This window comes from Antrihabitans stalactiti (assembly GCF_012932915.1).
Classification (GTDB): Bacteria; Actinomycetota; Actinomycetes; order Mycobacteriales; family Mycobacteriaceae; genus Antrihabitans; species Antrihabitans stalactiti.
This window is the reverse complement of record NZ_VCQU01000012.1, coordinates 103804-124770: the sequence shown is the minus strand read 5'-3', so window position 1 is coordinate 124770 and position 20967 is coordinate 103804. Positions and strand designations below refer to the sequence as shown.

Below are 20967 nucleotides of genomic sequence, written 5' to 3'. Positions count from 1 at the left end.
AGATGGAACCCAACCAGATGGGCCTGCCACCCGACGCGATGGCGCGCCTCGCCGAGTTGCAGCCTGGGCGGCCGGGCTCGATCTTCACCTCCGACTTGTCGGTAAACGAATTCTTGCTCGTTCGCCAAGCCGGGTTCCGCCCACTCGGGCTGGTACTGGGTTCGTCGGTGTATCACGTGGGGATTCAGGTCGGCCGGTGGGGCAAGAACCAGGAACTCGGCACTCTGTCACAGGCGATGTATCACGCACGAGAGTTGGCGATGACCCGAATGGAGGCCGAGGCGAACGTCCTGGGCGCCGACGGCATCGTCGCGGTCCGGCTCGAGGTGGAGCTGAAGGAGTGGGGCACCGACATTGCCGAGTTCATCGCCGTCGGCACCGCGGTGAAAGCCGAGCACGGCGGTAATTGGCGCAACAACCGCAATCAGCCCTTCACGTCGGACCTCTCGGGCCAAGACTTCTGGACCTTGCTGCAAACGGGCTACATGCCGCTGGGCATGGTCATGGGTACCTGCGTTTATCACGTCGCCCATCGCAAGCTCGGCAACGTTGTCGCCAACATCGGCCAGAACACCGAGCTTCCAGACTTCACGCAGGCGCTCTACGACGCCCGCGAGCTGGCGATGGAGCGTATGCAACGCGAAGCGGAACGCCTGCAGGCCGAAGGCATCGTCGGCGTGAATCTCTCCCAGCACAACCACACGTGGGGCGGCCACACCACGGAGTTCTTCGCCATCGGCACGGCGGTCCGCCCGATTCGCGCCGACCACGAAATCCAGCGCCCGACAATGGTTCTCGGGCTGGACTCCTAGCCCTCTAGTTCCCCTTCGGTTTCCAAGTACGCCTGGCGGAGCCCGTCGAGGGTGGCTTGTTCCGGATGCTCCCACATGTCCCGCTCGGCGGCTTCGAGCAGGCGCTCGGTGATCCCGTGCAGCGCCCACGGATTCGACTTCTCCATGAACTTGCGGTTCTGCTCGTCGAAAACGTAGCTCTCGGCCAGCTTTTCGTACATCCAGTCGGCGACGACGTTGGTGGTCGCGTCGTACCCGAAGAGGTAATCGACGGTCGCCGCCATTTCGAAGGCGCCCTTGTAGCCGTGCCTGCGCATTGCCTCGAGCCAGCGCGGGTTGACCACGCGCGCGCGGAACACTCGCGCTGTCTCTTCCGACAGCGTCCGCGTACGGACCGAGTCGGGCCGCGTGCTGTCGCCGATGTAGGCCTCCGGGTCCTTGCCCGTCAACGCCCGGACCGTCGCGATCATGCCGCCGTGGTACTGGAAGTAGTCGTCGGAGTCGGCGATGTCGTGCTCGCGCGTGTCGGTGTTTTTGGCGGCCACCGCAATTCGACGATAAGCGGTCCGCATGTCGTCGGCGGCGGGCGCGCCGTCGAGCCCTCGACCGTAGGCGAAGCCACCCCACGCGGTGTAGACCTGCGCGAGGTCTTCGTCGCTGCGCCAACTCTTGGAGTCGATCAGTTGTAGCAGTCCGGCGCCGTAGGTGCCCGGCTTCGACCCGAAAATTCTTGTCGTGGACCGGCGTTCGTCGCCGTGTTCGGCCATGGCCTCCGCGGTGTGCGCGCGGACGTAGTTCTGCTCGGCCGGTTCGTCGAGCGCTGCCACCAGTTGCACCGCGTCGTCGAGCATCGCCAGGACGTGCGGAAATGCATCGCGGAAGAAGCCGCTGATGCGCACGGTGACGTCGATGCGCGGGCGGCCCAGTTCGGCCAACCCAATCGCGTCGAGGGACACGACGCGTCGCGATGCCTCGTCCCAGACTGGCCGAACACCGAGCAGGGCAAGCACTTCGGCGATGTCGTCACCCGAGGTCCGCATTGCGCTCGTCCCCCAGACCGACAACCCGACGGACTTCGGATATTCGCCGTGGTCGGCGAGGTAGCGCGCCACCAACGAATCAGCCATCGCCTGACCGGTTTCCCAGGCGAGCCGTGACGGCACGGCCTTGGGGTCGACCGAGTAGAAGTTGCGGCCGGTCGGCAGGACGTTGATCAGACCGCGCAGGGGTGAGCCGCTCGGTCCGGCGGGGATGAACCCGCCGTTCAACGCATGCAGGACGCGCTCGAGTTCGTGGTCGGTCTGGCGCAAACGCGGGACGATTTCGGTTGCCGCGAACCGGAGAATCGTTGCGACCGTGGCATTGTCGGTCAGGGTGTCGGCCGCGTCGGCGTCCCAGCCCGCAGCTTGCAGCGCCGCTACCAAGGCGCGTGCATGCTCCTCGACCGCATCCACGCGCTCGCGCGCCTCGTCGCCGGCTTCGCTGAGCCCCAACGCTTCGCGAAGTCCGGGCACGTGCTGTTCTCCGCCCCAGATCTGGCGGGCGCGCAGCATGGCGAGGACCAGATCGACCTCGGCCGAACCGCGCGGCGCTTGGCCGAGAATGTGCAGTCCGTCGCGAATCTGGACGTCCTTGATTTCGCACAGCCAGCCGTCGACGTGGAGCAGCATGTCGTCGAACGTGTCCTCGTCGGGCCGCTCCTCCAGACCGAGGTCGTGGTCCATCTTGGCTGCCCGCATCAGGGTCCAGATCTGTTGGCGCACAGCAGGAAGCTTCGCGGGATCCAATGCGGAGACATTCTGGTGCTCATCGAGCAGTTGCTCGAGGCGCGCGATGTCGCCGTAACTTTCGGCGCGTGCCATCGGTGGGATCAGATGGTCGACGAGCGTGGCGTGGGCGCGGCGCTTGGCCTGAGTTCCCTCGCCAGGATCGTTGACGAGGAACGGGTAGATCAGCGGCAGATCGCCGAGGGCGGCATCGGTTCCGCACGATGCCGACATCCCTAACGTCTTGCCCGGCAGCCACTCGAGGTTGCCGTGCTTGCCGAGGTGCACCATGGCATCGGCGCGGAAGACGTCGGCGATCCAGCGATAGGCGGCGAGGTAATGGTGGCTCGGCGGCAGGTCGGGGTCGTGGTAGATCGCGACGGGGTTGTCGCCGAAGCCGCGTGGCGGCTGAACCATCAGCACCACGTTGCCGAATTGCATTGCTGCGACGACGATCTCGCCTGCCGGATCGGCGGACCGGTCGACGTAGAGTTCGCCAGGCGCGCTCCCCCAGTGCTCCTCGACGCCTGCGCGGAAGTCCGCAGGAAGGGTCGCGAACCACTTGCCGTACTGCGCGGCGGAAATGCGAATCGGGTTGCCTTCGAACTGGTCCGACGTCAGCCAATCAGGATCCTGACCACCTGCGGCGATCAGCGCGTGCACCAATGCGTCGCCGTCGGATTCGGCCAACCCCGGAATCGGCTCGGTCCCGAGGTCGTAGCCCGCGTCGCGGAGCAGCGCCAACAACGCCACCGCACTAGCGGGCGTATCGAGCCCGACGGCGTTGCCGATCCGCGCGTGCTTGGTCGGATAGGCCGAAAACATCAACGCAATCCGCTTGTCCGGCACTGGAATATGTCGGAGCCGAGCGTGCCGGACCGCAATTCCTGCGACCCGAGCCGCCCGCTCCGGATCGGGCACGTACGTCGTCAGCCCGTCGGCGTCGAACTCTTTGAACGAGAACGGCACGGTGATGATGCGACCGTCGAACTCCGGAACGGCGACCTGGGTAGCGACATCCAACGGCGACAGCCCGCCGTCGTCGCCGTCCCACGCATCGCGGCTGCTCGTGAGACACAGACCTTGCAGGATGGGCACGTCGAGGTCGGCGAGTTCGCCGATGTTCCATGCCTCGTCATCGCCGCCTGCCGACGCGTTCGCCGGCTTGGTGCCACCCGCGGCGAGCACCGTGACCACCAACGCGTCGGCCTGCTTCAAAGCGGACAGCAACTCGGGCTCCGCAGTCCGCAACGACGCGCAGAATATCGGCAACGGCCGGCCACCGGCGGCTTCGATTGCGACGCAGAGCGCTTCGATGTAGGCGGTGTTGCCAGCCAACTGCTGCGCGCGGTAATAGAGGACCGCGATCGTCGGACCGTCGACATCGGTAGCCGCGCGGTCCAGCACTCCCCAGCTAGGCGTCTTTACGGGCGCATCGAAGCCGTGGCCGGTCAGCAGCATCGTGTCGGACAGGAAGTTGTGGAGTTGACGCAAATTGTCGGGACCGCCCTCGGCGAGGTACCGATGCGCCTCGGCGGCAACACCGACCGGGACCGTCGAACACTCCATCAACTCAGCGTCCGGCGCGTACTCCCCACCGAGCGCGACGACCGGGATTCCGCTGGCGACAACCGCAGCCAGTCCGTCTTCCCATGCGCGTTTGCCGCCCAGGATGCGCACGACGACGAGGTCGACTCCGGCGAGCAAGTCGGGCAGGTCGTCGACCAGCAGGCGAGCAGGGTTCGCCCACCGATACTCCGCACGGCTGGCGCGGGCGCTGAGCAGATCGGTATCCGAGGTCGACAACAGCAGAATCATCGCGGCCTTCCCTGGGGTGTGCGCGCCCCTTCGGTGGTCGCCGGGCGGTGAAGGTCTGGCTTCCCCGAGGCGCGTGACCTCGTGGTTCACAGTGGCGCGACCGCACCGGATTCACACCGGTTTCCTCGCAACCCGCCGAGCGTTTCGAATTACCTTACCGCTGCAGGAAGGCAGCTATTTCTTCTCGTCCTTCGGCAGGACCCGGCTGATCAGCTTGGGCAAGCTGAAGGAGAACCGCGGGATGATCTCGTGAATGTCGTCGAAGTCGTCGGACATGTTCGCTACCCGCTCGACCGTCAGCTCCAGCGCGGCGAGCAACTCACACACGACGCGCGCGATCAGGATGCCCACCACGACGGTCGGCGGAACTACGACTACCGCGACGATGCCGTAGACCCAATAGGTGAAGAACGACACCACGATAAGCCCGACCCCGCCGAGCAACAGCGACAGCACGGCCATCGAATAGAGCACTGGCAGCACGACGAGGGTGAAGCGGATGGTGAGGTCCGGGTTGAACAGCTTCCGCACGGAGCCCATCTGCTTGAACGCCGCCATCGACGGCGCAAGGAGCAACCGTTCCGGCGACTGATTGGTTTCAACTGCGCGTTCTTCGTCTGGATCCGGCACCTCACCATGGTGACGCGGACACACCTCGTCGCACGGCGGAATGGCCGCATACGCTGGTTGCTGATGAATCGATCTCGCCCCGATGCCTGCCCAGGTGCGTTGCAGCTTCACGACGCTGCCGACGGTCCGCTGGCGCGGATTCGCCTGCCTGGCGGCTATCTCGAGCCGGCACAGCTAGAGACCCTCGCCGAGGCAGCGGTCGAGCTCGGCAACGGCGAGCTCGAACTCACGGTGCGGGGAAACATTCAGCTCCGGGCAATATCCGACCCGGACGAACTCGCGCGCCGAGTGGCCGAGGCGGGCCTGTTGCCGTCGCTCACGCACGAACGCGCACGCAATATCGTCGCGTCGCCGCTGACCGGTCGCGTCGGCGGCACACTCGACGTGCGCGAGCATGTCCGGCTACTCGACGAGTTGCTCCAGGCCGACGCCGACCTCGCAGACTTGCCAGGCCGCGTGCTGTTTTCCATCGACGACGGCAGCGACAACGTCAGCGGGCTCGGTGCCGATGTCGGTCTGCACGCGGTATCGGATCACGAATTCGCCCTGCTCTTGGCGGGCGCCGATTCGGGTGCGCGCATCCCGGTGGCAGACGGCGTCGCGCACGTCATCGCCGCTGCCCGCACGTTCCTGGACCTGCGGTCCGACGAGTGGCGGCTCGCCGAAGTCGATGGCGGCGCCGACGGGGTGCTGGCGGCGTTGAGCGTGCAGCCGCTCGCGGACGCGCTCGAATTCGCCGCCGCAGAACCTCCCATCGGCTGGCTCCCCCAGGACGACGGCCTCGTCAGTCTCGGAGCGGGTCTGCGGCTCGGGATACTGCCCGCCCGGACGGCCGAGTTCATCGCCGCGGTCGAGCGACCGATCATCGTGACCCCGTGGCGGACGCTCCTGATCTGCGACCTCGACGAATCGATCGCCGAAACGGTGGTCCGGGTGCTGGCGCCGATGGGGCTGATCTTCGACGATCAATCGCCGTGGCTGCGGGTAAGTGCCTGCGCTGGTCAGCCAGGCTGCGCGAAGGCGCTGGCCGACGTCCGCGCCGACCTCACCGACGCCGTCGAGAGCGGGATTCCTCTCGTCGGACGCCAACACTGGTCCGGGTGCGAGCGGCGCTGCGGACGTCCCCGCGGGGACGTCACCGACGTCATTGCCCCCGACTACCAGGGGTCGTGAGTCTTTTTGGAGTCCCTGGACTCCTAAAAGACTCACGAGGGGTCGCTGCCCGCCGACGCACACCAATGACCGCGCCGGCGAGGATGAAGACGAACATGATCATGTAGATGTTCATGAGGATGTCGATAGTCGACCACCACGGCGGGTACATGAACAGCCCGACGACGGCGAAGTCATCGGAGTACTGCCAAGACCAAGCGGCTGCGGGGAGGTAGATCGCGACTCCCGCGAGCCACCATCTCGGGTTCGACAGGGCACGGTGCGCGATCCACACGAGTAGCGGCACGAACCAGATCCAGTGGTGGCTCCACGAGAACGGGGACACTGCGGCCGCCGTCATTCCGCACAACGCGAGCGCAAGCAGGCGTTCGCCGTCGCGATGGAGCCGGACCGAGACGTAGAGACTGAGCAGCGCAATTCCTGCGGCGAGCGGGAACCACACGACGCCGGGCGCCTGATGACCGATGAGGTGCGCGATCACACCGCGCAAGGATTGGTTCGCCGGATGCGTGGGAAAGGCAACGCGGTCGGCTTCGAAGAACTTCTCGGTCCAGTACGCCCGCGAGTCGTCGGGCAGCACGAGCCACCCCACGGCGATCGACGCGACGAACGTTCCCACTGCGACCGCAGCGGCCCGCCACTGCCGCAGCGCGAGCGAATACGCGACGAAGTAGCCCGGGGTCAGTTTGATCGCTGCTGCCAGTCCGACGCCGATGCCTTTGATCCGGCTGTCGTCCTTGCGGGAGAAATCCCACAACACCAGCAGCATCAGCCCGATGTTGACCTGGCCGTAGAACAACGTCGTGCGGATCGGTTCGAGGAAGGTGAAACACAGAGCCAGCAGCGCGCTTGCGCCGACGAGCTTCGGCGTCAGCCGGTAGCCAAGCATCCGCCAGCACAGCACGATGCACACGACGAGCAGACACATATTCGTCGCCATCACGAATTCGTCGACCCAGTTCGCAGGAATGCGCGCAGCGGGAACGAACACGAGCGCGGAAAACGGTGTGTAGGTGTAGAGGTGGCCGAGCAGCACCGGACCGCCGTACAGCGGCAGGTCGTGTTGCACTCGAAAGCCCGCGTCGCGGTAGACGTGCAGGTCCGCGCTACCGGCGAAGATGCCGATGTTGGGGAACCAGGGATCGATAGTTGTGAGGACGAGAACGACTGCGGTGATGGCGCCGACGACCAGAGCAATCGTCAGAACGACAGGCTGCACGCGCCGATTCGACTTCACAGGCGAGTCCAGCGAGGTCGTTGTCGCATGCATAGCGTCGTCCCCCGCTCTCGTCATCACCCTGTTCCCCGAATGGCCGCGGCAGTGATTCTGCGCGTGATCGTGAGCAGAGGCAACTTTGCGACTGCTCGATCGACGGTGGGTCACGCCCCGACTTGGCCGAATGGTCGTGCCGCAAGCTCCGCGCCTAAGGTCAGTGCATGCTCGATTACATCCGCGACGGTGCGGAGATCTATCGCAGGTCTTTCGCCACAATCCGTGCCGAGGCCGACCTGACCGGCCTGCCGACCGATGTCTCGCAGGTCGTCGTCCGGATGATTCATGCGAGCGGCCAGGTCAACCTCGTCGACGACATCGCCTTCACCCCGAACGTTGTCTCCGCCGCCCGCGCGGCCCTCGATGCGGGCGCCCCGATTCTGTGCGACGCGAACATGGTTGCCTCCGGCGTGACGAGACGACGCCTTCCCGCCGACAACGAGGTGGTGTGCACGCTCACCGATCCGCGTTGCGCAGACCTCGCAGCGTCCCTGGGCACGACCCGCTCGGCTGCGGCACTCGAACTCTGGCGTGACCGGCTTGACGGAGCGGTCGTCGCGATCGGCAACGCTCCGACCGCGCTGTTTCACCTGCTCGATATGATTTCGCAAGGTGCGCCACGCCCCGCTGCGGTCGTGGGCGGACCCGTCGGCTTCATCGGTGCAGCAGAGTCGAAGGATGCGCTGATCGAACACGCCAGCGGTCTGGAGTACCTCGTCGTCCGCGGTCGTCGAGGCGGAAGTGCGATCACCGCGGCGGCAGTGAACGGCATCGCGAGCGAAATAGAGTGACTGACAACGGAACATCCAGCGGCAAGCTGTGGGGCATCGGACTCGGCCCCGGCGACCCGGAGTTGGTGACGGTCAAGGCGGCACGCATAATCGCCGCTGCAGACGTCGTCGCATTTCACAGCGCGCGCCACGGTCGAAGCATCTCGCGCGCCATCGCCGCGCCGTACATGCGACCGGACCAGATCGAAGAGCACCTCGTCTACCCGGTCACGACCGAGACCACCGATCATCCCGGCGGCTACCAGGGTGCGATCGACGAGTTCTACGAGTCGGCGGCTGCGCGCCTCGCCGTCCATCTCGAAGCCGGTCGAAGCGTCGCGCTGCTGGCCGCAGGCGATCCGCTGTTCTACAGCTCCTACATGCATATGCACAAGCGCCTGGTCGGGCGGTTCGACGCCGAGATCATTCCCGGCGTCACGTCGGTGAGCGCGGCCTGCGCAGCATTGGGAACTCCGCTCGTCGAGGGCGACGAGGTGTTGACGATCCTGCCGGGGACGTTGCCCGAGGCCGAGCTCGCGCGCCACCTTCGCGACACCGATGCCGCCGCGATTCTCAAGCTCGGCCGGACCTTTCCCTCGGTGCGCCAAGCACTGTCGGATTCGGGTCGACTCGACGACGCCCGCTACGTCGAGCGCGCAAGCACCCCGAAGCAGCGCGTGTTCGAGGTCTCGGAGGTTGTCGACGACGAGGTCCCGTACTTCTCGATCGCACTGGTGCCAGGTCCAGCAGGCGGCGGGCATCTGCCTGCCCCGAAGCCGGAAGTGTGCGGCGAGGTCGTCGTCGTCGGGCTCGGACCAGGCGCACGCGAGTGGACCACTCCCGAGGTTCGACGCGAGCTCGAACAAGCGACAGACCTGGTCGGCTACGGACCGTACCTGGACCGCGTCGCCCACCGCATCGGTCAGCGTCGTCACGCCAGCGACAATCGCGTCGAATCCGAGCGCGCGGCAATGGCATTGGATCTCGCCAAGCGCGGAGCCCGAGTCTGTGTGGTGTCATCCGGTGATCCCGGTGTGTTCGCGATGGCTGCGGCGGTCCTGGAGGTCGCGGCCGAGGATCAGTGGAAAGGCGTTGCGGTCCGGGTCCTTCCGGGGATGACCGCCGCCAACGCGGTCGCGAGCCGGGTCGGCGCTCCCCTGGGCCACGACTACGCGGTCATCTCGCTGTCGGACCGGCTCAAGCCGTGGGACGTCGTCGCGAAGCGCATTTCCGCTGCCGCAGCGTCCGATATGGCGATCGCCGTCTACAACCCCGCGTCGCGGTCGCGGACCTGGCAGGTCGGGGCTATGCGCGACCTGCTGCTCGAGTACCGGAACCCGGACACACCGGTGATCATCGGGCGCGACGTCGCAGGCCCGACCGAAAGCGTGCGCGTGGTGAAGCTCGCCGAACTCGACCCCGCGGAGGTCGATATGCGGACGCTGCTGATCATCGGCTCATCCACCACGACCGTGCACGAAACCAACGGCGCCACAAGGGTCTTCACCTCGCGGCGCTACCCCGGCTAACGGGTTGCCGCGTCGGCCTGCGTGACCAGGGCGGCGACCGCATCCGGGTGCGACACCATGACCGCGTGCGACGACGCGATCGCCGTGACCTGCGAATGTGCTCTGGCGGCCATGGCCTGCTGCGCCGACGGCGGGACCGCTTGGTCTCCGGTGGTGAGCAGCCACCAGCTGCGGTGATTTTCGTACGCCGGCGCACCGCTAGGTTCGAGCTGCGCGGTCAAGGCCAACGAGTGCTGTGACGCAGCCATCTGGGCTGCCTTGTCCGCAGGGACGTCGGCTGCGAACGCTTCGCGGAAGTACTCGGGGTTGATGTAAACATCGACGCCACCGGGAACGAGCTTCGGCAGCAGCACTGGCGGCAACAGCTTGCTACCCGGGTAGCGAATCGGATCGATCGCGAGTTGCGGAGGCTCGAATTGTGCGGGGACGATCGCTGCGAGATAGACGAGGGCAACGACGTTGGAGGCAGTGCGCGCGGCATTGGTGACCACAACGCCACCGTACGAATGGCCGACCAGGATCACTGGACCCGAAATCGAATCCAGCACCCGCTTGATTGCGGCGGCGTCATTAGCCGGACCACGCAGCGGATTGTCCGGCGTGACTACCGTGTAGCCCTCACCGCGCAGCTGCGCCGCTACTGCGTCCCAGCTACTTGCATCGGCGAACGCGCCGTGGACGAGGACAACCGTAGGTTTGCCGACCGGCGCGGCGGGCGCTTGCGCCACCCCGAGACCCAGCGTCGTCAGCAAAGTCAAAACCAGCAGGAACAGGGCCGAACGGTTCGTCGCGCGCACGCCTCGACGGTAGACCCACCGTCGAGGACGCGGCAACGATTCACCTCAGGACTTGCGGGCGTCCCACATCTTGGTCACGGTGTGCTCGAGCTCGACGATCGATCCGAGGATTCCGTCGAACGGTCCCCGGAGATTCTCCGCAGCATCCTGGGCACCCTGTGGCAACTGCTCGAGAACCTTGATCGCGGTGTTGACCACGGTCTTGGTGATGGGGGCGTCGTCTGGGATCTCTGGTGGTTCGATTGGCATGGTTGGTGCACCTTCGTGTGATTGCGGAAGCGGATGCCACAGCCTACCCAGCCGGACTGCCCTTACTCGGTGAGATCGCCAATCAGGTAGCGCTGCAACGTCGGAGCGAACACGTCGACGAGCTCGTCCACTTTCATCGAGGCGATGGGATCGGCGGTGGCGACATACCGCATCATGCCTAGTCCGACCAGCGCCGATGCGCACAGCGAGGCACGCAATTTGATGTCGTCGACACCGATGGCCTTGAGCGCCTTACCGAAAACTGCATTGAGAAACAGATCTTCGATGGTGTCCACGATTTTGCTCACCCCGGCGGTGCCGATCGCGCTGGCAACGAACGGGCCACCGTCGGCGGCATCCCAGGTCGAGATGAGGACGTAGAGGGTCCGCCTGCCGACCTCGTTGACGGTCCCGGTGGCGATCTTGTCGATGAAGTCGGGCGCTCCGAAGGGCAGCCGCAATCTGGCAGCAACGGAATCGAGGATTCCCCCTGCCCCGGAATCCTTGTGCGAATCGTCGTGTGTCACCTCGTCAGGATCGCGAGAAATTAGCCAAAGGGCAATACGCCGCGCGGTCTCGCCGTCATGTTTGGATGGCCCGGTGACCAAATCCCCGTGGCGAAGTCGTGTGATCCGTTCGAGCGCTGTGGTTGCTGCCCTCGGTGCCGGGGCGGTCGGTGCCGCGAATGTCTGGATCCGGGTGGCAGCCTCGGGACGGATTGTCGCCGCCGAGGATGCTCCCGAGTGGCCGGTCGTGGTGGTGCTCGGCGCACAAGTCGAAAACACTTGGCCGATGGCCTTTCTCGCCGGGCGCCTGGACATGGCCGCCCAGTTGGTGCACGCCGGGAAGGCGCGGGTCGTTCTCGTTTCCGGCAACGGCAGCGGCGAGTCGGGCGACGAGATCACCGCCATGACCGAGTATCTGGTGAGCAAAGGGATCGATCGCGCCAAAATCGTCGGCGACCCGCTCGGTCTGCGGACCTACGACACCTTCGCCCGCGCCATGCACGTTTTCGGCATCGACCGCGCCCTCGTCGTCAGCCAAGGCTTCCACGTTCCCCGTGCCGTTGCGCTGTGCCGCGAGGTCGGACTCGACGCGATCGGCGTCAACGGCGGATGCGACTGCAGCGCAAGGTCGCTCGCCAAGAATCGCGCCCGTGAGTGGCTGCTCGCGCGCCCGAAGGCGGTGCTCGACATTCTCTTCCTCGACAGCCCGACAGTCACCTCTCCCCCGAGCGACGCGGTTGCCCTGGCCCTACTGTGAGTGCAGCCAGTCCACCGCGGCAGCGGCGCTCTCGACGGTGGCGACGCCTGCGGGTAGCGCGGGTCGATCGACGATCACGACCGGGAGGCCCAGATTTCGTGCGACCTCTAGCTTCGCCGAGGTCTGTTCTCCCCCACTGTTCTTGGTGACGAGGACCTCGATTCGTCGGCTCCAAAACAGCTCGGTTTCGTATTCGGTGGTGAACGGTCCGCGCGCGAGGAGCAGTTCGTGCTGCGGTGGGACCGCACCGGTTGGTGGGTCGATCGCTCTGATGAGAAACCACGTCGAATCCAGGGCGGCGAAATCGGCCACACCTTGTCTGCCGACGGTGAGGAAGACTCGTTGTCCGAGTGCGGGAATCGTCTGTGCGGCTTCGGACAGCGAAGCCACGGGATGCCAGGTATCGCGGGGTTGCGGGGTCCAGGGCGGCCTGCGGACGGCCACCATCGGCACCCCGGCAGCGACTGCCGCGTGCGCGGCGTTGGCTGAGATCCGGGCCGCGAACGGATGGGTTGCCACGACAAGAGCGTCGACCGCGTTGGCAGCCAACCACTCCCGCAGGCCCTCCGCGCCACCGAAGCCACCGACGCGCACGCCGCCCACAGGCAGTCTCGGCTCACGAACCCGTCCCGCGAGCGAGGTCATGATCTCGAATCCTGGCTCGTCGGCAAGGCTTTCCGCGATGTCACGGGCCTCGGCGGTGCCGCCGAGAACCAGGACCTTCATGTGCGTTCTGCGATGAGCTGCGTGACCGGCAACTGCGGACGCCAGGCGGTGAAGTTGCCGAGCGGTTCGCTGCGATAGATCTGGAAGCGACGCAACTGCCCGCCGTGCTCGGCCGCCCAATGGGTAACCACAGCTTCCGATTCCGCGGTCACGGCGTTGGCGACGAGCCTTCCGCGCGGACCCAGTCGGTCCCAGCATGCGGCAAGTAGCCCCGGTTCGGTCAGTCCGCCGCCGATGAAGATCGCGTTCGGTTCCGGCGCGTCAGCGAAGGCGCCAGGAGCCTCCCCGAGCACTGTCACCGCAGGCACTCCCAAAGCAGACGAATTGGCGACAATCTGCGCGCTCCGTGCCAGTAAGCGCTCGAATGCGATTGCCCGGCAACGTGGGTGAGTCCGCGACCATTCGATCGCGATGCTGCCCGATCCCCCGCCCACGTCCCACAGCAATTCGCCAGGCGCCGGGGCGAGCGCACTCAGCGTCAACGCCCGGACCTCCTGCTTCGTCAGCTGGCCGTCGCCGCCGAAAGCGGCGTCCGGCAGTCCAGGCGTCCTCGTGAGCCGACGAAATCCTTGTTCGGCAACGCACGTGATCGCGACGATGTTCAGCGGATTGCCCGGCTCGTGCGGCCACTGTGCGGCGGTGCCGTCGAAGGTTCGCTCGAGCGGTCCGCCGAGTTGTTCGAGGACGACGAGGTGCGAACTGCCGTAACCGTTGTCGGCGAGCAGCTTCGCGATAGCCGCGGGTGAATCTTCGTTCTGACTCAGGACCAGTAATTTGCCGTCGTTCGACAGCGCGGGCAGCACCGTCTCGACTGGTCGGTTCACCAAACTCACCGTCGGCGTCTCGGCCGCCGACCACCCGAGCCGAGCGCAGGCCAAGGACGCCGACGATGGCTGCGGGAGCACCCGAATCCGTTCGGGCCCGACCAATCTGGCGAGGGTGACGCCAATGCCGTGAAACATGGGGTCGCCGCTGGCAAGGATGGCGGTTCGACGGTCTGCGTACTCGTCGAGCAGACCACGCAGCGCAGGCAGCAGCGGCGATGGCCAGGGAACACGTAGTGGCACGACGTCAGGCACCAGCGTGAGCTGACGTGGCGAACCGATCAGCACCTCGGACTCGCGGATCGCCTGTTGGGCAGCCGCATTCAGACCGTCCCAACCGTCGGCGCCGATCCCGACGACGGTTAGCAACGGGCTCATCGCGGCATGCGGCGCCACACCGCTCTCGGCGTCAGCCGCATCGCATAGGACAACGGCTGCAGCACCTTCGGCACCCAGACCGACCTCGACCGCCGCTGCAATCCATGCACCACTGCGTCGCCGACCTGGTCCGGCGTGACGGGGAACGGCGCGGGCGACATGCCCTCGGTCATCTTGCCGATCACGAACCCAGGCCGGACCAGGAGCAAGTGAACTCCACTGCCCACCAACGCATCAGCAAGTCCATTCGCGAAGCCGTCGAGGCCGGCCTTCGCCGAACCGTAGACGTAGTTGGCCCGTCGAACCCGCACGCCCGCAATCGAGCTGAAGACGACGATCTGGCCGTCACCTTGCGCGCGAAGCAGGTTCGTCAACGTCGTGAGCGCGCTCAATTGCGCGACGAAATCGGTGTGCACGACCGCCACAGCATGCGCAGCGTCCTGCTCGGCCTTGTCCTGGTTGCCCAGGATGCCGAAGGCGAGGATGGCGATGCCGATCGGTCCGTAGCCTGCCGTGATGGCGGACAGCACGGCTTCGTGGCCCGCGACCTCGTCGGCGTCGAACTCGACGCAATGCACTTCCGTTGCACCGCGGTCGAGCAGCCTCTGAGTCTCCTTCGCCAGGTCGTCGCTACGGCGGGCCGCGAGAATTACCACGCGGCCTGGCGCCAGCCGATCGGCAACTTCGAGCCCGATCTCGCTGCGCCCACCCAACAACAACACCGCGCCGGGCGCGAGCTTGCTCGATCCGAAAGCCACTCGGTCAGTGTCCTCGATTACGGTCGTGGAATGCCGAGCACCCCCTTGCAGCTGATGCCGTCCGCGCTCGAATTCGTTGCCGAACGCCATCTGGCGACGCTGACGACCCTGCGATCCGACGGAACACCGCACGTCGTCGCGGTCGGCTTCACCTGGGATCAGGACGCGGGCATCGCGCGCATCATCACCAGCGGGACGTCGCAGAAGGCGCTCAACGCAGCACGTGGTGGGTACGGCGCGGTCAGTCAGGTCGACGGGGCACGGTGGTTGACGCTGGAAGGCCCCACGCGGGTTCTGACCGATGCGGAGTCGGTCGCCGACGCGGTCGCGCGCTATGCGGTCCGGTACCGGCAGCCGCGCGTCAACCCCGCTCGTGTGGCGATCCTCATCGACGTATCCCGAATGCTCGGGTCCAGCAGTCTGCGGTAACGACGCAGGTCAGAGCCGCGTCAACCCGTGCGGCTGGTTGTTGAGCGATTCGCACCCGTCGGCCGTCACGACGACGATGTCTTCGATGCGGGCGCCCCATTCGCCTTGGAAGTAGATACCGGGCTCGATGCTGAAGGCCATGCCAGGGCGTAGTTCCATCACATTGCCCGCCACGATGTAGGGCTCTTCGTGGACCGACAATCCGATGCCATGTCCGGTTCGGTGCACGAACTCCTTGGCGAACCCGGCCTCGGCCAGGACCTCGCGGGCAGCAGCATCGACGGCTTGTGCGGTGACACCCGGCCGAACCGCGGCGACGCCGGCAGCCTGCGCGCGTTCGAGAATCGCAATCCGTTCGACGACCTCCGCAGCCGGTTCGCCCACGGAGTAGGTGCGGGTGGAGTCGGAGTTGTAGCCAGGTTCGACGGGCCCGCCGATATCGATGACGACGACGTCGCCTGCCTCGATGCGCCGGTCGGACACCTCGTGATGCGGATCGGCTCCGTTGCGGCCGGACCCGACGATGATGAACGCCGCCTCGGTGTGGCCTTCCGCCACGATGGCGGCACCGATATCGGCTGCGACTTCTGCTTCGGTGCGACCGGCGACAAGCCACTCGCCCATCCGCGCATGAACTCGGTCGATCGCCTTCCCCGCCTCCCGCAGCGCCTGAATCTCGCTGGCGTCCTTGATCATTCGCATCTCGCGCAAGACCGGTGTCGCCAGCACCGGCAAGGTCCCGAACGTCGCAGCGAGCGGTAGCAGATGCAACGCGGGCATCGCATCGGTGACGGCAGTGTGCGCCGACTGCGGCAGCACGGATGCGGCGAGTCGGTACGGGTCGTCGCCGTCGACCCACTCGAGCACGTCCAGCCCGAGATCGTCGACCGACGACGAACGCAGGGCCGCCAATTCCATCTTCGGCACGACGACCGACGCACCGGTGCCGTCGGCCGGAATCACCAGGCAGGTGAGGCGTTCGAACGATTCTGCACGCGACCCGAGGAGGTAGCGCAGGTCCGGACCAGGCGTGATGAGCAGTCCGTCGATGCGTGCGGCAGCAGCTAATTCGGCTGCGCGAGCGAGTCGTTGGCCGTACACCGAACTGGGAAAACGGGCGTGGGCGCTCATGGCGTCCAGATTAGTTGGCAGTATGTGGGCATGACTGGACGCCTCCTGCTTCTCGACTCCGCGAGCATGTACTTCCGCGCGTTTCACGGCGTGCCGGATTCGATTGTCGGTCCGGACGGAAAGCCGGTGAACGCGTTGCGTGGATTCACCGACATGGTGGCTCAGCTCATCACCCGAACCTCGCCCACGCGCCTGGTGGCGTGCCTGGACCTCGACTGGCGTCCGCAGTTTCGCGTCGACGCTGTTCCGAGCTACAAAACGCATCGGCTCGCGCCAGGTGGTGCGAAAAGCAACACCGAGGAAGTTCCCGATCTGCTCGAGCGGCAGGTGCCGATGATCCTCGACGTCCTCGCGGCGGCGGGTATCGCACGGGCGGGTGCCGACGGGTTCGAGGCAGACGACGTGCTCGGAACTCTCGCCGCGACCGAGCGGACCGACGAAGTCGTCGTCGTCAGCGGCGACCGAGACCTGTTGCAGCTGGTCGCAGACGATCCCGTCTCGGTCCGGGTGCTCTACATCGGTCGAGGGCTGGCCAAAGCCGAGCTGTTCGGTCCGGTGGAGGTGGCGAAGAAGTACGGGGTTCCGGTCGAAAATGCCGGTCAGGCGTATTGCGATCTCGCGACCTTGCGCGGCGACGCGTCAGACGGCCTACCCGGCGTTGCAGGAATCGGTGAGAAGACGGCGTCCGCGCTGATGCTGCGCTTCGGCTCACTGGCTGGACTTCGCGCAGCGCTCGACGATCCCGATTCCGATATCGCGCGCGGCGTCCGGGCGAAACTCGAGGCTGCTACCGACTACCTCGATGCAGCGACGATCGTGGTGAAGGTCGCGCGCGATGCCGAAGTCAAAATCTCGGGCTCGGATGAACTCCCCACAGAACCCGTGGACCCAGCCGAACTCACAAGGCTGGGCACCAAACACGGAGCGGAGAGCTCCATCGCACGCCTCGTGGCGGCGATGGGCTCTCGTTAGCTCTGGTCGTTACTTCGGGCGAGCGACTTCGTATTCACCGTCGTCGTTGGTGACAGTGACCGCAATGGTCTTGTCTTCGCCATCGACCTTGGCCTTGCACTCGAACTTCTCGTCCTTCTTCGCCTTCTGATCCGACGGGCAGCTGACGTCCTTGACGTCCTCTGCGCCGTAGGAGTCCTTCAGGATCTTGGCGACACCGTCCTGCAGGGCACCCTGATCGAACTTCGGGGTGCTGAAGAAGATGAAGTACGCAGCGACCAGTGCGCCGATGATGACGACCGCGAGCACGCCGATGCCGATGAACAGCGGAGTCTTGGACTTCTTGCCCGACGGTGACGACGGCGGCTGCTGCCCGCCCCATTGATTGGCACCCTGCTGGCCCGGCTGCGCGCCCGCGGCACCCCACTGGTTGGGCTGCTGGGCGCCCCACTGATTGGCGGCCGGCTGCGCACCGGACTGCGGCGCGTTGGCACCCCACTGGCTCGTCGGCGCGGCCGGTGCACCCGGCTGCTGCCCCCACTGGCTACCGGCGTTCGGGGCTACCTGGGTGGCGCCCCATTCGGAAGCCGGCGGCGCGGGCGGCTGCTGCCCCCACTGGTTACCGGAAGGCTGAGCCGGCTGACCAGGCTGGCTGCCCCATTGCTGCGTCGGACCTGCATCGGACCACTGGTTGCCCTGCGGCGCTGCGGGTTGACTACCCCACTGCTGCCCCGGCTGCTGGCTTGGCCCTTGACCAGGCTGCTGGCCCGGAGCCGACGGCGAGTTGTACACACGGGTGGCGTCGTTCTCACCAGGCTGCCCAGTGGGGTTGTTCTCCCCGGGCTGCTGATTTTGTGGGCCGGACCAACGCTCGTCGTTGGGCCCATACGGTCCGCTCATCTCGTAGCCTCCACTCGCATCACTGTCGTCGTAAACAAAGTATCTCCCCGCCCGGCACCGAAGTCGGATCGCGAACGAATCAAATCACAAACGACGCTCCTACGCGGCGTCCACGGCCACGACACCACGACGAATCGCTTTGACTGCCTTCACGGCTGCCGAGCGAAGCTGCGGATCGTCAGCTGTGTCGTGCACTTGGTCGAGCAGATCGATCACCTGCCTGCACCATCGGACGAAATCACCAGCCGAGAGTGCCTTTCCATGATCGCCTGCCGCGACGAGCGCGTCCACCAGCGGTTCACCGCGTGCCCAATTGTAGATGGCGGTCACGAAGCCGAAGTCGGGCTCGCGGGTGAGCGGCAGCTTGTGCCGGACCTCGTCGGCGCGGATGCCGGTCCAGATCTGCATCGTTTCCGCGAGCGCGTGCCGAATCGGTCCGGTCGGACCGCCGACGATGGGATAGCCGGTCTCCGACCGTGACTCGTAGACGACCGCAGAAACGACTGCCGCCAGTTCGGCGGGCGCCAGTCCTCGCCACTGCCCCTGTCGCAGGCATTCCGACACCAGCAGATCGCTTTCGGAGTAGATCCGGCGCAATCGTCGGCCGTCCTCGGTGACCTTCCCATCGGCGATATAGCCGCGCTCGCCGAGCAGCGCGAGGATGCGATCGAACGTGCGAGCCAGCGAATTCGTTGTCGCAGCGACCTTCTGGCGCATCGATTCCGTTTCGCGGGCAAGCTTGCTGTAGCGCTCGCCGACTCTGCTGAACTGCTCACGGTTCGGCGCCGTGTGGCACGGATGCGCCCGGACCGCCCGCCGCAGCGTCGCGAGTTCGCGGTCTTCGGCGGCCGGTGATCGCTTGGAGCTTCGACGCCCGTGCGGCGCGACGATTCCTGTGCTGCGCAACGCGGAGGCAAGATCGCGGCGCGAGCGCGCCGTACGGTGGTCGACGTGCTTCGGTAGCCGCATCCGGCCGAGCGCTTCGGCGGGAAAGTTGAAGTCGGCGGACGAGATTCGACCGGCCCACTTGTCTTCGGTCAGTACCAACGGACGCGGATCCGCCTGGTCGGTCGCCGCTTCGAGAATCACGGCCAACCCGGACCGTCGACCGACCGGTATCGCGATCACGTCGCCGCGCCGCAATGCGTTCAACGATTCGGTCGCTGCTCCGCGACGGTCGACGCGGCCTTCGCGCTCCAACGCGCGTTCCCGGTTCTTCAGCCGCTCACGCAGTTCCGCGTACTCGAGGTATTCGCCGTCGTCGCCACCGAGTTGCTCGCGCAGTTCGGCGAGCGCGGCGGTATTGCGTTCGATGCCACGGACGAGCCCCACCACGGACCGATCGGCCTGGAACTGCGCGAAAGACCGCTCGAGCAGGGCTCGCGATTCGGCGGCACCCATCCGGTCGATGAGATTGATCGACATGTTGTAGCCGGGCCGGAACGAACTTCGAAGCGGGTAGGTCCGGGTCGAGGCCAGTCCGGCGACTTCGTTGGCGTCCAACTCCGGGGTCCACAGCACGACTGCGTGGCCTTCGATGTCGATGCCGCGGCGTCCGGCACGGCCGGTGAGCTGGGTGTATTCGCCGGGTGTCAGGTCGGCATGGGTCTCGCCGTTGTATTTGACGAGTTTCTCTAGCACGACGGTCCTGGCCGGCATGTTGATGCCGAGCGCCAAGGTCTCGGTCGCGAACACCGCGCGGACGAGCCCTTTGACGAACAGTTCCTCCACCGTGTGCCGGAACGCAGGCAACATTCCCGCGTGGTGGGTGGCGATGCCGCGTTCGAGTGCTTCGCGCCATTCCCAGTAGCCGAGGACTTCGAGGTCGGCGCGTGGCAGTTCGCCCGTGTGTCGTTCGATGATCGACGTGATCTCGTCGAGTTGCTCCGGCGCGGTCAGATCCAACTTCGACCGGACGCATTGTGCGAGGGCGGCGTCGCAGCCTGCACGGCTGAAGATGAAGGTTATGGCCGGGAGCAAGCCTTCTTCATCGAGGCGCGCAATCACTTCCGGACGTGGGGCTGGCCGGAAGTTGCCGCGCTGACCGGGGCGACCGCGACCGCGCTGCTCCCAAGCTGAATGTCGGTCCAGCGCATGACGCTGCTTCAGATGCCGCACCAGCTCCTGGTCGATCACCAGACGGGCGCTGGGACTCGTGGCCTGCGCTTTGGTGTCGAACAGGTCGAACATTCGGCGGCCGACCAAGATGTGCTGCCACAGCGGGACCGGACGGGTCTCGTCGACGACGATCGTGGTGTTGCCACGAACGGTCTCCATCCAGGCACCGAACTCTTCGGCGTTGCTGACCGTTGCCGAAAGACTCACCAACCGAACATCTTCGGGAAGGTGCAGAATCACTTCTTCCCAGACCGCCCCGCGGAATCGGTCGGCCAGGAAATGCACCTCGTCCATGACGACGAACGAGAGTCCCCGCAGAGCCGACGACGACGCGTAGATCATGTTGCGCAGCACTTCGGTGGTCATCACGACCACCGGCGCATCCGAGTTGATGCTCTGATCGCCGGTGAGCAAACCGACGAGTCCGGCACCGTACCGCTTGGTGAGGTCGTTGAATTTCTGGTTGCTCAAAGCTTTGATCGGCGTCGTATAGAAGCATTTGCCGCCTGTTTCGAGCGCGAGATGCACCGCGAATTCGCCGACTACGGTCTTGCCCGCACCGGTCGGCGCACAGACAAGTACCCCGTGTCCGTCTTCCAGGGCGGCGCACGATTGCACTTGGAACGGATCGAGCGGGAAGCTCAATTGCGCAGCGAAAGCCTCCAGCTGCGGACCACGGGAGGATTCGGTCAC

General features: G+C 65.9%; 19 protein-coding genes. 7 read left to right on the top strand and 12 right to left on the bottom strand.

Features of this window, described 5'->3' with window-relative positions; translation table 11 throughout:
- Positions 1–2: 2 nt before the first annotated feature.
- The gene (locus FGL95_RS27430; protein WP_206072368.1) at positions 3–812 is read left to right on the top strand and encodes a heavy metal-binding domain-containing protein; all 810 of its coding nucleotides are present in this window, start codon (positions 3–5) and stop codon (positions 810–812) included.
- Here the strand turns inward: FGL95_RS27430 and cobN are convergent.
- Both cobN and FGL95_RS27420 read right to left on the bottom strand, forming a co-directional pair.
- Positions 809–4375 carry a cobaltochelatase subunit CobN gene (cobN, locus tag FGL95_RS27425; RefSeq protein WP_169593353.1) on the bottom strand — a complete coding sequence of 1189 codons (3567 nt, stop codon included), beginning with the start codon at positions 4373–4375 and terminating at the stop codon, positions 809–811. The two genes, FGL95_RS27430 and cobN, sit on opposite strands and share 4 nt — an antisense overlap.
- A gap of 174 nt (positions 4376–4549) precedes the next feature.
- On the bottom strand, positions 4550–5005 hold the full coding sequence (locus FGL95_RS27420; RefSeq protein ID WP_169593351.1) for a DUF4282 domain-containing protein: 456 nt from the start codon (positions 5003–5005) through the stop codon (positions 4550–4552).
- A 57-nt stretch (positions 5006–5062) separates the two neighbouring features.
- Here FGL95_RS27420 and cobG point away from each other — a divergent pair, with 57 nt between their 5' ends.
- Positions 5063–6178, top strand: coding sequence for a precorrin-3B synthase (gene cobG / locus FGL95_RS27415; RefSeq protein ID WP_169593518.1), 1116 nt, complete (start codon positions 5063–5065; stop codon positions 6176–6178).
- On the opposite strand, the gene FGL95_RS27410 is transcribed toward cobG, so the two are convergent.
- Complete coding sequence (locus tag FGL95_RS27410; RefSeq protein WP_240963345.1) at positions 6150–7472, bottom strand: glycosyltransferase 87 family protein; 1323 nt, start codon at positions 7470–7472, stop codon at positions 6150–6152. The genes cobG and FGL95_RS27410 overlap by 29 nt on opposite strands.
- Positions 7473–7615: 143 nt before the next feature.
- Here FGL95_RS27410 and FGL95_RS27405 point away from each other — a divergent pair, with 143 nt between their 5' ends.
- Together FGL95_RS27405 and cobJ are read left to right on the top strand one after the other, a co-directional pair.
- The gene (locus FGL95_RS27405) at positions 7616–8242 is read left to right on the top strand and encodes a precorrin-8X methylmutase (protein WP_169593350.1); all 627 of its coding nucleotides are present in this window, start codon (positions 7616–7618) and stop codon (positions 8240–8242) included.
- Positions 8239–9750 (top strand): precorrin-3B C(17)-methyltransferase, encoded by a 1512-nt coding sequence (cobJ, locus tag FGL95_RS27400; protein ID WP_169593348.1) that lies wholly within the window; start codon positions 8239–8241, stop codon positions 9748–9750. Before FGL95_RS27405 ends, cobJ begins: the two co-directional genes overlap by 4 nt.
- Here the strand turns inward: cobJ and FGL95_RS27395 are convergent.
- The 3 genes from FGL95_RS27395 to FGL95_RS27385 form a co-directional block, all read right to left on the bottom strand.
- A complete protein-coding gene (locus tag FGL95_RS27395) occupies positions 9747–10547 on the bottom strand; it encodes an alpha/beta fold hydrolase (protein WP_169593346.1) in 801 nt (266 codons plus the stop codon). The genes cobJ and FGL95_RS27395 overlap by 4 nt on opposite strands.
- A gap of 45 nt (positions 10548–10592) precedes the next feature.
- Positions 10593–10796: a hypothetical protein gene (locus tag FGL95_RS27390; RefSeq protein WP_169593345.1), complete on the bottom strand. Its 204-nt coding sequence runs from the start codon at positions 10794–10796 to the stop codon at positions 10593–10595.
- 62 nt (positions 10797–10858) lie between these two features.
- On the bottom strand, positions 10859–11323 hold the full coding sequence (locus FGL95_RS27385) for a TetR/AcrR family transcriptional regulator (RefSeq protein ID WP_169593343.1): 465 nt from the start codon (positions 11321–11323) through the stop codon (positions 10859–10861).
- A gap of 73 nt (positions 11324–11396) precedes the next feature.
- On the opposite strand from FGL95_RS27385, the gene FGL95_RS27380 reads away from it, so the two are divergent.
- Positions 11397–12059: a SanA/YdcF family protein gene (locus tag FGL95_RS27380; RefSeq protein WP_420838096.1), complete on the top strand. Its 663-nt coding sequence runs from the start codon at positions 11397–11399 to the stop codon at positions 12057–12059.
- Here the strand turns inward: FGL95_RS27380 and FGL95_RS27375 are convergent.
- From FGL95_RS27375 to FGL95_RS27365, 3 genes are read right to left on the bottom strand one after another with little or no spacing between them, the layout of a single operon-like run.
- Entirely contained in the window at positions 12051–12785 is a 735-nt protein-coding gene (locus tag FGL95_RS27375; RefSeq protein WP_169593340.1) for a cobalt-precorrin-6A reductase, read from the bottom strand. The genes FGL95_RS27380 and FGL95_RS27375 overlap by 9 nt on opposite strands.
- Positions 12782–13987: a precorrin-6y C5,15-methyltransferase (decarboxylating) subunit CbiE gene (gene cbiE, locus FGL95_RS27370; RefSeq protein ID WP_169593338.1), complete on the bottom strand. Its 1206-nt coding sequence runs from the start codon at positions 13985–13987 to the stop codon at positions 12782–12784. Before cbiE ends, FGL95_RS27375 begins: the two co-directional genes overlap by 4 nt.
- On the bottom strand, positions 13984–14745 hold the full coding sequence (locus FGL95_RS27365; protein ID WP_338080052.1) for a decaprenylphospho-beta-D-erythro-pentofuranosid-2-ulose 2-reductase: 762 nt from the start codon (positions 14743–14745) through the stop codon (positions 13984–13986). Before FGL95_RS27365 ends, cbiE begins: the two co-directional genes overlap by 4 nt.
- Positions 14746–14775: 30 nt before the next feature.
- Here FGL95_RS27365 and FGL95_RS27360 point away from each other — a divergent pair, with 30 nt between their 5' ends.
- Positions 14776–15174: a PPOX class F420-dependent oxidoreductase gene (locus FGL95_RS27360; protein WP_169593334.1), complete on the top strand. Its 399-nt coding sequence runs from the start codon at positions 14776–14778 to the stop codon at positions 15172–15174.
- A gap of 9 nt (positions 15175–15183) precedes the next feature.
- On the opposite strand, the gene FGL95_RS27355 is transcribed toward FGL95_RS27360, so the two are convergent.
- Positions 15184–16305: a M24 family metallopeptidase gene (locus tag FGL95_RS27355; RefSeq protein WP_169593332.1), complete on the bottom strand. Its 1122-nt coding sequence runs from the start codon at positions 16303–16305 to the stop codon at positions 15184–15186.
- Between the two features lie 30 nt (positions 16306–16335).
- On the opposite strand from FGL95_RS27355, the gene FGL95_RS27350 reads away from it, so the two are divergent.
- Positions 16336–17277 carry a 5'-3' exonuclease gene (locus FGL95_RS27350; RefSeq protein WP_169593330.1) on the top strand — a complete coding sequence of 314 codons (942 nt, stop codon included), beginning with the start codon at positions 16336–16338 and terminating at the stop codon, positions 17275–17277.
- A gap of 9 nt (positions 17278–17286) precedes the next feature.
- Here FGL95_RS27350 and FGL95_RS27345 read toward each other — a convergent pair whose 3' ends face one another.
- Together FGL95_RS27345 and FGL95_RS27340 are read right to left on the bottom strand one after the other, a co-directional pair.
- Positions 17287–18156 carry a DUF4333 domain-containing protein gene (locus FGL95_RS27345; RefSeq protein WP_169593328.1) on the bottom strand — a complete coding sequence of 290 codons (870 nt, stop codon included), beginning with the start codon at positions 18154–18156 and terminating at the stop codon, positions 17287–17289.
- A gap of 99 nt (positions 18157–18255) precedes the next feature.
- Positions 18256–20967, bottom strand: a complete 2712-nt coding sequence (locus tag FGL95_RS27340) for a DEAD/DEAH box helicase (protein ID WP_169593326.1) — start codon at positions 20965–20967, stop codon at positions 18256–18258.